The following is a 14,046-nucleotide window of genomic DNA, read 5'->3' as shown; positions in this document are numbered from 1 at the left end:
GCTTATGGTTTCGCCCTTACGGCGACTCACTTTTTTTACAAACGCCTAAAAAAAGTAAGCAAAAAAAACGCTCGCCCCTTACGTACGGCCCCTCGCTGAGGCTCGGGGTTCCTTCGCTCCGGCATTCATCCGGGGGCATTGCCCTCCGGTCGGCTTCGCTTCGACCTACATGCAATGAGTTCGACTGCGTCGAACGGCGCTGCGCGCCCATCCCCGGATGAACACCTCCGCTCAGCCTGCCGAGGGGGCGGGTAGATCAAAAGCTGCAGGCGAGCTAACGCTCGGCCTGTTGAGTGGTGAAGAGCGTTTGTGTACACCGTTCGGCTAAACGCACGCCCCCTGTAGGAGCTGCCGAAGGCTGCGATCTTTTGATCTTGATCTTCCGCTCTTAAAAATAAAAATCAAAAGATCGCAGCCTTCGGCAGCTCCTACAGGGTCAGGATTTGGCTCAATTCGCCAGCCGAACTCCGCCCAGACTCCCGCTCAATTCATAAGCCGCCAATTCCGCCTGATGCGCCGCCAGCAACTCCGGCAGCGATCCACGCAAATACTCGACCCAGGTCTTGATCTTCGCATCCAGGTACTGGCGCGAAGGGTAGATCGCATACAGGTTCAGTTCCTGCGAGCGGTATTTGGGCATCACCCGCACCAGCGTGCCGTTGCGCAGGCCTTCAATGGCGGCGTACAGCGGCAGGACGCCAACGCCCATGCCACTGATGATCGCGGATTTCATCGCGTCGGCGGAGTTCACCAGGAACGGTGAGCTGTTGATGGTGACCATTTCCTGGCCATCAGGGCCGTCGAAGGCCCATTTTTCCAGCGGGATCACCGGGCTGACCAGGCGCAGGCAGGCGTGGTTGAGCAGGTCGCTGGGTTTTTGTGCGCAGCCGTTGGCTTTGACGTAGGCCGGCGAGGCGCAAACGATGCTGTAGGTGATGCCCAGGCGCTGGGAGACGAAACCCGAGTCCGGCAGTTCGCGGGCGAGGACGATGGACACGTCGTAACCCTCGTCGAGCAGGTCCGGCACGCGGTTGGCCATGGTCAGGTCGAAGGTCACGTCCGGGTGGGTCTTGCGGTAGCGGGCAATGGCGTCGATCACGAAGTGCTGGCCGATGCCGGTCATGGTGTGCACTTTCAGTTGCCCGGCCGGGCGTGCGTGGGCGTCGCTGGCCTCGGCTTCGGCTTCTTCGACGTAGGCCAGGATCTGTTCGCAGCGCAACAGGTAACGCTTGCCGGCTTCGGTCAGGGCGATGCGGCGGGTCGTTCGGTTGAGCAGGCGGGTTTGCAGGTGGGCTTCCAGGTTGGAGACCGCGCGCGAGACGTTGGCCGTGGTGGTGTCCAGTTGCACGGCGGCGGCGGTGAAGCTGCCGGCTTCGGCCACGTAACTGAAGGCGCGCATGTTTTGCAAAGTGTCCATGGGGTGCTCTCTCGTCGAATGACAAATTGTGACACGAAGTTTCTGTTTATTTACAGGCGACTAAAGATCGACTTACGGATTATCGCGTTAACGGTAACAAAGATTCACAGGAATCCCAGCTTATCGCCGTCAAAGCCCCCCCCTAGAATTGCGCCCACCTCTGTAGGAGCTGCCGAAGGCTGCGATCTTTTGATCTTCGGGTTTAAAAGCAAAATCAAAAGATCGCAGCCTTCGGCAGCTCCTACAGGGGACCGTGTTTACGGTCCAGACATGGGATCTCCCTCACCTCAGGAATTTTCAGCAGTGCCGCGTCGCATCAGCAGAGCGCTTCAGCCGCTCAGTGTTTTGGCTTTAACCCTGGCTATCAGCGGCTGCATCGGAACCGGAGGTATTGCCCCGCAGGGCAAGGCGCTGGGGGCCAATTCACTGGCCACCGACGAAGCAATCCAGAGCGCCGCGCAAGACGCGAATTGGCCCACCGCGCAATGGTGGCAAGCCTATGGCGACCCGCAACTGAACCGCTGGATCGACCTCGCACTGCAAGGCAGCCCGAGCCTGGCAATGGCCGCCGCCCGGGTGCGTCAGGCCAGGTCCATGGCTGGCGTGGCGCAAGCGGCCGAGTCGCTGCAGATCAATGGGGACTCGACCCTCAAGCGTCACAACTGGCCTACCGACCAGTTCTATGGCCCCGGCGAGCTGGCCAACAGCACCACCTGGGACAACAACGCGGCGCTGGGTTTCAGTTATGCCCTCGACCTCTGGGGCCGTGAAAGCAATGCCACCGAGCGCGCCGTGGACATGGCACACATGACGGTCGCTGAAGCGCGTCAGGCCCAGCTCGAATTGCAGGACAACATCGTGCGTGTCTACATCGAGTTGTCGTTGCATTACGCCCAGCGGGACATCGTCGAAGCGACCTTGAAGCAGCAACAGCAGATTCTCGAGCTGGCGCAGAAGCGCCTGAACGGTGGCATCGGCACCCATTTCGAAGTCAGCCAGGCCGAGACGCCGCTGCCGGAAACCCATCGCCAACTCGATGCCCTCGACGAAGAAATCGCCTTGAGCCGCAACCAGCTCGCCGCCCTCGCCGGCAAGGGGCCGGGTGCAGGCGCGCAGCTGCAGCGGCCAACGCTGTCGCTGGGGGCACCACTGAAACTGCCGTCGTCGCTGCCGGCGCAATTGCTCGGCCAGCGCCCGGACGTGGTCGCCAGTCGCTGGCAAGTGGCGGCGCAGGCGCGGGGCATCGATGTCGCCCATGCCGGGTTTTATCCCAACGTCGATCTGGTCGGCAGCCTCGGCTATATGGCCACCGGCGGCGGGGCCCTGGAGTTCCTGACCGGCAAGAAGCTCAACTACAGCGTGGGTCCGGCGATTTCGTTGCCGATTTTCGATGGCGGGCGTTTGCGTGCCGAGTTGGGCGAAGCCTCGGCCGGGTATGACATCGCCGTGGCCAAGTACAACCAGACCCTGGTCAATGCCTTGAAGAATATCTCCGACCAGTTGATCCGCCGCGAGTCCATGGACAAGCAGCAGGCGTTCGCCGCCGAGTCGGTGGCCACCGCGCAGAAGACCTACGACATCGCGATGATCGCCTACCAGCGTGGCCTGACCGACTACCTCAACGTGCTCAACGCCCAGACCCTGCTGTTCAAGCAGCAGCAAGTGCAGCAACAGGTCCAGGCGGCGCGATTGAGTGCCCATGCCGAATTGGTGACGGCGCTGGGCGGTGGTTTGGAGGCCGGCAACGACGTGCCGAATGCCGAACAGACTCAAGTGCCGAAAACCCCGAGTCTTTTGCGTTGAACACAAAACCTGTGGGAGCGAGCCTGCTCGCGAAGGCGGTGTTGCAGACGACATTTATGTTGCCTGACACTCCCTCTTCGCGAGCAGGCTCGCTCCCACAGGTTCCGGTTTTCACTGGAATTTATTGAGCAGGATTTGATGACTCCCTTGCCCGCACCCTTGCGCTGGCTGTACTCCCTTGAATGGCGCCGGGGTTTCTTCGACTGGGCACGCAGCGACGGCGTGACCTGGGTCTACATCTTCAAGGTGCTGTTCGCGGCATTCCTGACGCTTTGGCTGGCCATGCGCCTGGAACTGCCGCAACCGCGCACGGCGATGATCACCGTGTTCATCGTCATGCAGCCGCAGAGCGGCCAGGTGTTCGCAAAGAGTTTCTATCGGTTTCTCGGCACCCTGGCCGGGTCGGCGGTGATGGTTGCCCTGATCGCCCTGTTTGCGCAGAACACTGAGCTGTTCCTCGGTTCGCTGGCGATCTGGGTCGGTATCTGCACGGCCGGTGCCGCGCGCTGCCGCAACTTCCGCGCCTATGGATTTGTCCTCGCCGGATACACCGCCGCGATGGTCGGTTTGCCCGCGCTGGCCCATCCGGATGGCGCGTTCATGGCGGCGGTCTGGCGGGTGCTGGAGATCTCGTTGGGCATTCTCTGTTCGACCCTGGTCAGTGCGGCGATCCTGCCGCAATCGGCCAGCGCGGCGATGCGCAATGCCTTGTACCAGCGCTTCGGCGTGTTCGCCCTGTTCGTCACCGACGGCTTGCGCGGTCGCAGTCAGCGCGAGGCGTTCGAGGCCGGCAACGTGCGTTTCATCGCCGAAGCCGTGGGTCTGGAAGGCTTGCGCAGCGTCACTGTTTTCGAAGACCCGCACATGCGTCGACGCAATGGCCGGCTCAGTCGCCTGAACAGCGAATTCATGGGCATCACCACGCGCTTCAATGCCTTGCACCAGTTGCTCGAACGCCTGCGCAGCAGCGCGGCGGACCAGGTGGTGGAGGCGATCAAACCCGGCTTGCAGGACCTCGCCGAGCTGCTCGACGGCTTCAGCGGTCGTGCCCTGACCAGCGCCGATGCAGCGCGTCTGGTCACGGTGCTGAGCGCCTACAAGGAAGGTTTGCCGGCGCGGGTGCGCTGTCTGCGGGCGACGTTCCAGCAGAGCAATCCGAGCGAGGCCGGGCAACTGGATTTCCACACCGCCTACGAACTGCTCTATCGCTTTGTCGACGACTTGCACAGTTATGCACAGACCCACGCGTCGCTGGCCGATCACAGTCACGAACGGGAGCGCTGGGACGAGCCGTTCACCCCGCAAACCAACTGGATGGCAGCGGCAGCATCGGGGATACGCGCGGCGTTCATTCTGGTGGTATTGGGCAGCTACTGGGTGGCAACCGCCTGGCCAAGCGGCGCGACCATGACCCTGATTGCCGCCGCGACCGTGGGCCTGTCCGCCGCCACCCCGAACCCCAAGCGCATGGCCTTTCAGATGGCGTGCGGGACATTGCTCGGGGCGCTGATCGGCTTTGTCGAAATGTTTTTCATTTTTCCGTGGATCGACGGATTTCCGTTGCTGTGCGTGATGCTCACACCGGTGATCGTACTCGGCTCGTTCCTGACCTCGCGGCCGCAATACGTGGGCGTCGGCCTGGGCTTGCTGATCTTCTTCAGCACAGGTTCAGTGCCGGACAACCTCACGGTCTACAACCCCTACACCTTCATCAACGACTACATCGCCATGGTGCTGGGCATGCTGGTGTGCGCAGCGGCCGGAGCGATCATTCTGCCGCCCAACAGCCGCTGGTTGTGGCGTCGCCTGGAGCAGGACCTGCGCGGTCAGGTGGTATACGCCATCAGCGGCAAGCTCAAGGGCCTGGCGTCGAGTTTCGAAAGCCGTACCCGCGACCTGGTGCATCAGGCCTACGGCTTCGCGGCGGGCCAACCGCAGGTGCAGCGGGACTTGCTGCGCTGGATGTTCGTGGTGCTGGAAGTCGGCCACGCGATCATCGAATTGCGCAAGGAACAGGCGATTCTGCCGGTGCACCCGGCCTATGCGGAATCCCAGCCATGGCGCCAGGCGATCCGGGTGATGGGGCGTGCGCTGGTGCGGCTGTTTTTGCAACCGAACAGCAGCAACCTCGAACGCGCGCTGGTCGCGGTCGATCACGCGATCAGTCGTGTGCAGTCCACCGACGAACCTTTCGCCCCGCATTTCGATACCTCGGCGTTGCGCCGGGTGAAGAGCTACCTGCACTTCATCCGCACCTCGCTGCTCGATCCGCAATCACCGCTCGCGGCCTTCACAAGCAGCCAGCCAAAAGGACTAGAACATGCCTCGTGAAATCGCCTTCCACGGCGTGTACATGCCGACCATGACCCTGATGTTTTTCATCGCGGCGGCCCTGGCCTGGGCGCTGGACCGCTTCCTGTCCGGGTTCGACCTGTACCGTTTTTTCTGGCACCCGGCGTTGCTGCGCCTGAGTCTGTTTACCTGTCTGTTCGGTGCCATGGCGCTGACTGTCTACCGTTGACTCTCTATCACTGAGAATGCCCTGATGAAAAAGTTTTTCAGCCTGCTCGCGACCCTGCTGGTGCTGGCCCTCGCGCTGTGGGTCGGTCGCACCCTGTGGGAGCACTACATGAACACGCCGTGGACCCGCGACGGCCGCGTGCGCGCCGACATCATCAACGTCGCCGCCGACGTCACCGGCGAAGTGGTGGACGTGCCGGTGCGTGACAACCAGCTGGTGAAAAAAGGCGATTTGCTGATGCAGATCGACCCCGAGCACTACCGCCTGGCGGTCAAGCAAGCGCAGAGTCTGGTGGCATCACGCAAGGCGACCTGGGAGATGCGCAAGGTCAACGCCCATCGTCGAGCCGATATGGACAACCTGGTGATCTCCCGGGAAAACCGCGACGATGCCAGTAACCTCGCCGACTCGGCCCTGGCTGATTACCAGCAGGCCCAGGCGCAACTGGAAGCGGCCGAGCTCAACCTCAAACGCACTGAAGTGCGCGCCGCGGTGGACGGCTATGTCACCAACCTCAATGTGCATCGCGGCGACTACGCGCGCATCGGCGAGGCGAAAATGGCCGTGGTCGACATGAACTCGTTCTGGGTCTACGGCTTCTTCGAAGAAACCAAGCTGCCCCGAGTACGCGTCGGTGATAAGGCCGACATGCAACTGATGAGCGGCGAAGTGCTCAAGGGCCATGTGGAAAGCATTTCGCGCGGCATCTACGACCGCGACAACCCGGAGAGTCGCGAACTGATCGCCGACGTCAACCCGACCTTCAACTGGGTACGCTTGGCGCAACGGGTACCAGTGCGCATTCACATCGATGAAGTGCCGGAGGGGGTGGTGTTGGCGGCGGGGATTACCTGTACGGTGGTGGTGAAGCAAGGCGATGGTGCTTAACACTTGTAGGAGCGAGCTTGCTCGCGATGAACCAGAGCGCGCCGCGTGTATTCAGAATGCACGCGTTATCGTTGACGTCCATCGCGAGCGGGCTCGCTCCTACAGTCGATCGTCGTCGTGTTCAGCAGAAGGTCTCTTGCAAATGCCGCCAAAGAATCCTGTCATCTACCTTCTCGAACACAACCGTGGAACGACGATCCGAGTGCAGCCCGGTCGCATCGGTCTGTTGCTCGCGGTAGCTCACGGTGGCGCCGCCGTCGTATAACGCAATGCCACGCAACTCGCTGAGCTCGATGCGGAACCCGAGCTTCTTGCCGCCCGCCAGCGTGAACAGTTCGTTCAGCGCGTCAAAATCCAGCACCCGGCCGAGCGGCGAGACCATGGAAAATAGCGGCGAAAAACGCGTCAGCAGTTTTTCGAGATCGGACGCGTCGCGCTCCTCGGCCAGCCATTGTTCGATGGCCACGTGGGCCTGGATCACTTCGTCGAAGTATTCGGTGTAGTCGGTCATCAACTCATTCCTGAAATTTGCAGTGTCTGTACCGGCGCCATCGCGAGCAGGCTCGCTCCCACAGGGGATAGCATTTCAAATGTGGGAGCGAGCCTGCTCGCGATAGCGGCGACGCGGTGTCAGAGCTGCCCACGCAACCCGAACCGCTTCATCAGCCCGGATTCGAGCAAACCCTTGGGCAGCAAACTGGCCATCAGCGGCAACGCGCGGCTGCCATTGCCCAGGCGGATCAGCCGTGGCGGTTTGGCTTGCTGCGCGGCCTTGAGCAATCCGGCGGCAAATTCACTGGCCGGGGTCGGTCTGTCCTGGGAAGCCCTGGCCCGGGCGCGTATGCCTTCACGCAGCGGAAACCACGGCGATTGCTCGCTGATCAATTGCTCGGCTTCGTGCCCGGCATTCTTGGCGAAGCTGGAAGCGATGGCCCCCGGCTGCACCTCCATGACCCGCACGCCGAACGGCGCCAGCTCCATGCGCAAGGCATCGCTCAAGGCATGCACGGCGGCTTTCGAGGCGCAGTAGGCGCCGGCGAATGGCGTGACCAGTACGCCGGACACGCTACCGATATTCACCACCAGCCCCTTGGCCCGACGCAGCACCGGGAACAAGGCGCGGGTGACGCCGACGATGGCGAACACATTGGTCTCGAACTGGCGCTGCATGGCCGGTACGCCGCCATCGAGCAACGGCCCCATGGCGCCATAACCCGCGTTGTTGATCAGCACATCGAGGCCGCCGGTTTGCTGGTTGATTCGCTCGCTCAAGGTTTCGAGCGCAACGGCGTCGTTGACATCCAGTTGCACGGCGGTGAAACCCGCAGCGGTGAGTGCCGCGACATCTTCGGCCTTGCGGGCACTGGCCCAGACTTCATAGCCGGCGACCTTGAACGCATCGGCAAGGGCACGGCCAATGCCGCTGGAGCAACCGGTAATCAACGCAACGGGCATGGCGCATTCCTTGTGCAAAAAAAAGGGGGAGGGATCAGTCGGAAAAACTACCCTGCAATCGCTCGGCGCGAAACTCCAGGGTTTCCGGCCGGTAGCCAGGGCGCAACGGCGGCAGTGGCAAGCAATCTTCCCAGTTGCCACCGGCCTGCAATTCGCCGGGACCGCGATAACGCGGTGCGGAGTATTGGTTGTCGGCGAGGTTCACCGTATCGCCCGGCGCATAGGCCGCAACCCGCCAGCGCAACTCGGTCAGCGGCACGTCATTGCCATTGTTCATCGTCAGTTTCAGCGGTCGGTCGGCCGGGCAGTGCTCGGGCGCATAGCTGATGCGCAACTCCAGGCGTTGCAGTTGCTTGAGTTCGCGGTGGTCCATCCAGATGACCCAGGTCGCGACGATGCCCAGCCCCACGGCGGCTGCCACGGATACGGGCAAAGCCTTGGCAGGGTAGCGCAGCAGCAGGATCAGCCAGGTGATGACCAGCAGGACGCCGATGAACATGACGCGCAAACCTCGGGAGCAGAGAAGTGCATCCTACCTAAGGGTAGGTGCGATTGGCGATGGGAGAGATTTTCGCGGTGACTGTGGGGGCCCCTTCGCGGGCAAGCCCGCTCCCACAGGTTTTCTGGTTGTTCACGAATGTTGTGTTCCACCCGGTCCACTGTGGGAGCGGGCTTGCCCGCGAAGAGGCCAGTCGAGGCACTACAAAAAACCAGTACAAAAAAAGCCCCCGAACCACCCGCTGCGGATAGGGAACGCAGCAGGTGGATCGGGGGCTCAAGGTTTACAGAGGCTTACTGCGCGATCGTCTTCACCGCAACCCCACGCTCAACCGGCGTCGAGCGCCCGTAGATATCTTCAAACCGCTCGATATCGTCCTCGCCCAGATAACTCCCCGATTGCACCTCGATGATCTCAAGCGGGATCTTCCCCGGATTACGCAAACGATGCACCGAAGCAATCGGAATGTAGGTCGACTGGTTCTCGGTCAGCAGGAACACGTTCTCGTCACAGGTCACTTCAGCCGTGCCACTGACCACGATCCAGTGTTCGGCGCGGTGGTGGTGCATCTGCAGCGACAGGCAGGCGCCCGGTTTGACCGAGATGTGCTTGACCTGGAAGCGGCCGCCCATGTCCACCGAGTCGTAGGAGCCCCACGGACGGTAGACTTCGCAGTGGTTCTGGGTTTCGCTACGGCCCTGTTCGTTGAGGGTGTTGACCATCTGCTTCACGCCTTGGACCTTGTCCTTGTGGGCGATCATCATGGCGTCTTTGGTTTCGACCACGACGATGTTTTCCAGGCCGATCACCGACACCAGTTTGCCGTTGCCGTGGATCATGCAGTTTTTGCTGTCCTGGATCACCACGTCACCTTTGGTGACGTTGCCGTTGGCGTCTTTCGCATTCACTTCCCACAGCGACGACCAGCAACCGACATCGCTCCAGCCGGCGGTCAGCGGCACGACGCAGGCGCGTTGGGTTTTTTCCATCACCGAGTAGTCGATGGAATTGTCCGGGCAGCAGGCGAAGGTGGCTTCGTCGAAGGTGATGGTGTCGGCGTCCTGTTGGCTGCGTTCCAGGGTCAGCAGGCAGGTGTCGTAGATGTCCGGATCGTGCTTTTTCAGCTCTTCGAGGAAGCGGCTGGCGCGGAACAGGAACATGCCGCTGTTCCAGAAGTAACCACCGGACTGGACGAACTCGGTGGCACGTTTCACGTCAGGTTTTTCGACGAAGTGCGAGACGCGGCTGACGCCTTCTGGCAGCAGCGAGTCGTTGGTCGACTTGATGTAGCCATAACCGGTTTCCGGCTTGGTCGCCGGTACGCCGAACAGCACCATTTCACCGTTTTCGGCGGCGACTGTGGCCAGGGCCAGGGCGCGTTGCAGGGCTTTCTGGTCTTCCAGGACGTGGTCGGCCGGCAATACCAGCATCAGTTCGTCGCGACCTTCATTGACCAGCATCATCGCGGTCAGGGCCACGGCCGGCGCGGTGTTGCGACCGAACGGCTCCATCAGGATGCGCTGGGATTCCAGTTTGCGTGCCGCTAATTGCTCGTTGACGATGAAGCGGTGGTCCTTGTTGCAGACCACGATCGGCGTGTCCATGCCTTCGAACACCAGGCGTTCCAGGGTTTGCTGGAACAGGGTGTGTTCGCCGGTCAGGGCCAGGAACTGTTTAGGGAATTGTTTGCGGGAAAGCGGCCAAAGACGTGAGCCACTACCACCTGACAAGATCACCGGAATCATGTTGTTACTCCTTGAATATCGATTGGTTAGAGCTACTGCGTTCTGTCGTTTCACTCTTGTTTTTGTTCCGTAGCCCGATTGACGCCTCGATCCTTTGTGGGAGCGGGCTTGCTCGCGAAGGCGATGGATCAGTCGACATTGATGTTGAATGTCAGACCGCTTTCGCGAGCAAGCCCGCTCCCACAGGGGGGATGCGCCAGTCAGGCAAATCGTTTAGCGCGTCGATACCGGGCGTTTCACCCAGACCGGCGACAGGCTGCTGCCGCTGCCGGTGACGTACAGCACCGCGGCTTCACCGCGTTCCAGGGCGACCGGTTTCACGTCGCCGACTTTGGTGGTGCCGTCATAGAGCGCCAGGCTGACCTTCACCGGGTTGATTTCACGTTCGCCGCGACCCTTGGGTGCAACGTTCGGGACCACGTCGGTCTTGCCATCGGCGGTTTTCAGGGTCAGCGCCTTGTCGCTGAGGTTTTGCACGCGGACCAGGGACTTCTGCTTGTTCTTGAACGGCGGCTCTTCGATCAGTTGCGGCGCGCCGCTGGCGTTGTTGACCAGGGTGTAATAGTGGTCGCCGGCCAGTTTCACCGGCAGGCTCTGGCTACCGACCTTGGCGCTGTAGTCGCCGCCCGGCATGAAGCTGAAGTCACTGCTCGACAGTGGCGCGACCTCGCTCAGGTTGGTGCTGCCGACAGTGGCGCTGACTTCGGCGTTGCTGGCGTTGTAGATGCGCACGAAGGTCGAGCCTTTCGGTGCGGTCGGGCCGTACAGGGCGGCGTCGCCAGCGGCGAAAGCCTGTACCGACAGCACGCTGAGGCCGGCAACCAGGGCAAGGCGTTTGGCGAGACGACGAGGAGTAGTAGTGAAAGTCATGGTGTACCTCTCTTTCAGTTTTGCGCCCGGTCGGGCGTCTCGGATTTAGTGTTTGCAGCTACGTTTTGTTGGCGGGCGCCGGCTTGTTTAAGCTCTGCGACCCACTGCGGGTCGGCGTCGCCGATTTCGTTGTTCACAGGCAGATATCGTTCAGGGAACTCCCAGATCAGCACCTGTGGCGGGCTGTTCTTGAAGGCATCGCTTTTCAGGTAGCTGAGCATCGGCAGAATCGGGCCGTGGCCGTCTTCGGCGTAATTGACCACGTCGCTGTTCAGCGCTTGCTTGAGCGCACCCACAAAATTCCAGCTGGGGTTGGCGCTGTAGCTGGTGCCGATCAGGGCCACCGGCACTTCGGTGTTGGCGAACAGGGCGTCGTCGCCGGCGGGCTGATCTTCAGCCGCGACCGTGTTGCGCTTGTGCAAGGTTTCCTGCTTGGGCATCAGGTTTTCGAACAGCGGGTCCAGTGGCAGGAACAGACGCAGGTCGCCCTTGTGGGTGACGGTTTCGGCAGGTTCAGTGACGAAGCGCTGCGGTTCGCCGCTCAGCGGGTACTTGTCGGCGATGGTCTTGGCCAGACGGTTGGCGGCGATCTCGGCGCCTTCCGGGGTCCAGTGGGTGTCGGTGCGCAGGAACACTTGCTGGCCGTTCTGCTTGGCCTGTTGCAGCGGGCCGAGCAGGTCAGGGGCCGGAATCCGGTCGGCGGCCAAGCGCTGGTGGAAGTCCTTGTAGAGGTTGGCGTGGATGCTCGCCGGTTTCACCTCACCGAGGTGTTCCGGGTACAGGCGCACCTTGGCCGGCACCACTGCCATCACCAGTTGCACGCCTTTCTCTTTCAAGGTCTGGCGCACGCCTTCGACCAGCGCGTAGTTGCCTTGCAGGTTCAGCTCTTCGTTGACCACCGGGTGGAATTCTTCATCGCTGTACAGCCATTGGTCGCGACCGAGCACCACGCCCGGACGACCTTCGTTGAACAGTTTGAAATCCAGCGCGGCCCAGAGATTGGTGCCCAGGCGCTTGATCGGGAACTCGTCGTCGTAGTGGGTTTCCACGGCCTTGGACCAGCGACCGTTGAGCACCGTCGCATCGGCGTTGGTGCTGAAGCCGAAGAAGCTGCGCACCGACCACAGACCGAGCACCAGCAAGGTCACCAGGAACAGCGCGATGTAGAAAATGCGTAATGAGCGGGTCATGGTCAGATCCCTCAGAACTGGAAGTAAAGGAACGGCGAGAAGCTTTGCGCCGAGAGTTTGAGAATCGAGGCGATGAACAGCAGCAGCACCAGCGCACGCATCACGTAGCGTGACCAGTCAGCGGTCCAGTAGGCTGGTTGCACCTGGGCTTCGACGCCGACGGTGTAGCCAGGCTGGTGGATGCTCGCCGGGTTATCCCCAGGCACGGCCTTGATCGTTCCCGGTGTCGCCGCGGCCGGGCCGTCGGCGTCGACGTTCACTGCAGGCTTGGTCTTCACCGGAGGCTGATTGGTGTAGAAATCCCGCAGGCCGAAGAACGCCAGGGTCACGTAGGCCACGATCAGCGTTGCCACTTGCAGGCCGGTGAGGCTGGCCTGGTTGAGTTCCGACAGCGACCAGTCGCTGAAGCTGAACATCGCGCCGTACATGCGCCCGGCGACGTGCAGGTTTTCCGCACGGAAGATCACCCAGCCCATCACCACCAGCAGGAAGGTCAGCACCCAGCGGATCGGGTTGAAGCTGCGTGGTGAAGTATTCAGGCCGATGGCTTTTTCAATCGCCAGCCACATGCCGTGCCATGCACCCCAGACGATGTAGGTGATGTTCGCGCCGTGCCACAGACCACCGAGCAGCATGGTCAGGAACAGGTTGCGATAGGTCATCAGCGTGCCTTTGCGGTTGCCGCCCAGGGTGATGTACAGATAGTCACGCAACCAGGTCGAGAGGCTGATGTGCCAGCGCCGCCAGAACTCGGTGATCGACTGGCTGATATACGGCTGCTTGAAGTTTTCCATGAAACGGAAACCCATCATCAGGCCCAGGCCGATGGCCATGTCGCTGTACCCGGAGAAGTCGAAATACAGCTGCGCGGTGTACGCCAGGGCGCCGAGCCAGGCATCGCCCGTGGTCGGGTTTTGCAGGGCGAAGCAGTGGTCGGCCACCACCGCGAGGGTGTCGGCGATGAAGACTTTCTTGATGAAACCCTGCATGAACCGCGTGCAGCCCTCGGAGAACTTGTCGAGGGTGTGGGTGCGGTTGTTGAACTGGTCGGCCAGGTCGCGAAAACGCAACACGGGACCGGCGATCAAGTGCGGGAAGATCGCCACGAACGCCGCAAAGTCGATCAGGTTGCGGGTCGCCGGGGTGTCGCCACGGTAGACGTCGATGATGTAGCTGATGGACTCGAAGACGTAGAACGAGATCCCGATCGGCAGCAGCACGTGGGTCAGGATGAAAGGCTCCAGGCCCACCGACGTCATCATCGCGTTGATGCTGTCGACGCCGAAGTTGGCGTATTTGAAGTAGCCGAGGATGCACAGGTCGACGGCCACGCCGAGCAGCAGCCAGCGCTGCGCCGGTTTGGTCTTGACCCCGGCGGCACCGACTTTCAGGCCGATCCAGTAGTTCCACAGCGTGACGCCGGCGAACAGCGCGAGGAAGTCCACACGCCACCAGGCGTAGAACACGTAACTGGCAATCAGCAGCAGCAGATTGCGATAGCGTTGCCCGCTCAGGTAGTACAAGCCGAGGAAGATCGGCAAGAACAAAAACAGGAACACGTTGGACGAAAAAACCATCCCGATCTCTCCTTGTTTGAACCAACAGTCAAGGGCCAACGGCCCCCCCAAACCCCCCACAGAAATTCGGGGGGCATAACT

The 14,046-nt window shown here is 61.6% G+C and carries 12 protein-coding genes; 4 read left to right on the top strand and 8 right to left on the bottom strand.

The genetic code is table 11. From position 1 onward, the window contains the following. Positions 1-448: 448 nt before the first annotated feature. Positions 449-1,417, bottom strand: a complete 969-nt coding sequence (locus tag KW838_RS07205; RefSeq protein WP_102698513.1) for a LysR family transcriptional regulator — start codon at positions 1,415-1,417, stop codon at positions 449-451. Between the two features lie 303 nt (positions 1,418-1,720). On the opposite strand from KW838_RS07205, the gene KW838_RS07200 reads away from it, so the two are divergent. From KW838_RS07200 to KW838_RS07185, 4 genes are all read left to right on the top strand, one after another. After that, complete coding sequence (locus KW838_RS07200) at positions 1,721-3,220, top strand: efflux transporter outer membrane subunit (protein WP_218500789.1); 1,500 nt, start codon at positions 1,721-1,723, stop codon at positions 3,218-3,220. Positions 3,221-3,358: 138 nt separating this feature from the next. Continuing rightward, positions 3,359-5,551: an FUSC family protein gene (locus KW838_RS07195; RefSeq protein ID WP_218500788.1), complete on the top strand. Its 2,193-nt coding sequence runs from the start codon at positions 3,359-3,361 to the stop codon at positions 5,549-5,551. Next, complete coding sequence (locus KW838_RS07190; protein WP_015096751.1) at positions 5,541-5,741, top strand: DUF1656 domain-containing protein; 201 nt, start codon at positions 5,541-5,543, stop codon at positions 5,739-5,741. The genes KW838_RS07195 and KW838_RS07190 overlap by 11 nt, the downstream gene beginning before the upstream one ends. A 24-nt stretch (positions 5,742-5,765) precedes the next feature. Beyond that, positions 5,766-6,629: an HlyD family secretion protein gene (locus KW838_RS07185; protein WP_218500787.1), complete on the top strand. Its 864-nt coding sequence runs from the start codon at positions 5,766-5,768 to the stop codon at positions 6,627-6,629. 121 nt (positions 6,630-6,750) lie between these two features. On the opposite strand, the gene KW838_RS07180 is transcribed toward KW838_RS07185, so the two are convergent. From KW838_RS07180 to KW838_RS07150, 7 genes are all read right to left on the bottom strand, one after another. Further along, on the bottom strand, positions 6,751-7,140 hold the full coding sequence (locus tag KW838_RS07180) for a DUF4440 domain-containing protein (protein ID WP_218500786.1): 390 nt from the start codon (positions 7,138-7,140) through the stop codon (positions 6,751-6,753). A gap of 119 nt (positions 7,141-7,259) precedes the next feature. Further along, a complete protein-coding gene (locus tag KW838_RS07175) occupies positions 7,260-8,084 on the bottom strand; it encodes an SDR family oxidoreductase (RefSeq protein WP_102698508.1) in 825 nt (274 codons plus the stop codon). A gap of 34 nt (positions 8,085-8,118) precedes the next feature. After that, a complete protein-coding gene (locus KW838_RS07170; protein WP_218500785.1) occupies positions 8,119-8,583 on the bottom strand; it encodes a multidrug transporter in 465 nt (154 codons plus the stop codon). Between the two features lie 293 nt (positions 8,584-8,876). Then, entirely contained in the window at positions 8,877-10,328 is a 1,452-nt protein-coding gene (locus tag KW838_RS07165; RefSeq protein WP_102698506.1) for a mannose-1-phosphate guanylyltransferase/mannose-6-phosphate isomerase, read from the bottom strand. 213 nt (positions 10,329-10,541) lie between these two features. Beyond that, complete coding sequence (locus tag KW838_RS07160) at positions 10,542-11,198, bottom strand: alginate O-acetyltransferase AlgF (RefSeq protein ID WP_218500784.1); 657 nt, start codon at positions 11,196-11,198, stop codon at positions 10,542-10,544. A 14-nt stretch (positions 11,199-11,212) separates the two neighbouring features. Further along, on the bottom strand, positions 11,213-12,388 hold the full coding sequence (locus tag KW838_RS07155; RefSeq protein ID WP_218500783.1) for an alginate O-acetyltransferase: 1,176 nt from the start codon (positions 12,386-12,388) through the stop codon (positions 11,213-11,215). An 11-nt stretch (positions 12,389-12,399) separates the two neighbouring features. Continuing rightward, on the bottom strand, positions 12,400-13,965 hold the full coding sequence (locus KW838_RS07150; protein ID WP_218500782.1) for an MBOAT family protein: 1,566 nt from the start codon (positions 13,963-13,965) through the stop codon (positions 12,400-12,402). Positions 13,966-14,046 lie beyond the last annotated feature (81 nt).

Origin of the sequence: Pseudomonas sp. PDM27 (genome assembly GCF_019219205.1) — a bacterium.
Taxonomy (GTDB): Bacteria; Pseudomonadota; Gammaproteobacteria; order Pseudomonadales; family Pseudomonadaceae; genus Aquipseudomonas; species Aquipseudomonas laurylsulfatiphila.
Note: the sequence above shows the minus strand (reverse complement) of the source record. Positions and strands in the feature narration are given on the sequence as shown.

Bases quoted from the DNA above. Each gene is read 5' to 3' on its own strand.
- KW838_RS07205 (WP_102698513.1), bottom strand. From the start codon at position 1,417: ATGGACACTTTGCAAAACATGCGCGCCTTCAGTTACGTGGCCGAAGCC.
- KW838_RS07195 (WP_218500788.1), top strand. From the start codon at position 3,359: ATGACTCCCTTGCCCGCACCCTTGCGCTGGCTGTACTCCCTTGAATGG.
- KW838_RS07190 (WP_015096751.1), top strand. From the start codon at position 5,541: ATGCCTCGTGAAATCGCCTTCCACGGCGTGTACATGCCGACCATGACC.
- KW838_RS07185 (WP_218500787.1), top strand. From the start codon at position 5,766: ATGAAAAAGTTTTTCAGCCTGCTCGCGACCCTGCTGGTGCTGGCCCTC.
- KW838_RS07180 (WP_218500786.1), bottom strand. From the start codon at position 7,140: ATGACCGACTACACCGAATACTTCGACGAAGTGATCCAGGCCCACGTG.
- KW838_RS07175 (WP_102698508.1), bottom strand. From the start codon at position 8,084: ATGCCCGTTGCGTTGATTACCGGTTGCTCCAGCGGCATTGGCCGTGCC.
- KW838_RS07170 (WP_218500785.1), bottom strand. From the start codon at position 8,583: ATGTTCATCGGCGTCCTGCTGGTCATCACCTGGCTGATCCTGCTGCTG.
- KW838_RS07165 (WP_102698506.1), bottom strand. From the start codon at position 10,328: ATGATTCCGGTGATCTTGTCAGGTGGTAGTGGCTCACGTCTTTGGCCG.
- KW838_RS07160 (WP_218500784.1), bottom strand. From the start codon at position 11,198: ATGACTTTCACTACTACTCCTCGTCGTCTCGCCAAACGCCTTGCCCTG.
- KW838_RS07155 (WP_218500783.1), bottom strand. From the start codon at position 12,388: ATGACCCGCTCATTACGCATTTTCTACATCGCGCTGTTCCTGGTGACC.
- KW838_RS07150 (WP_218500782.1), bottom strand. From the start codon at position 13,965: ATGGTTTTTTCGTCCAACGTGTTCCTGTTTTTGTTCTTGCCGATCTTC.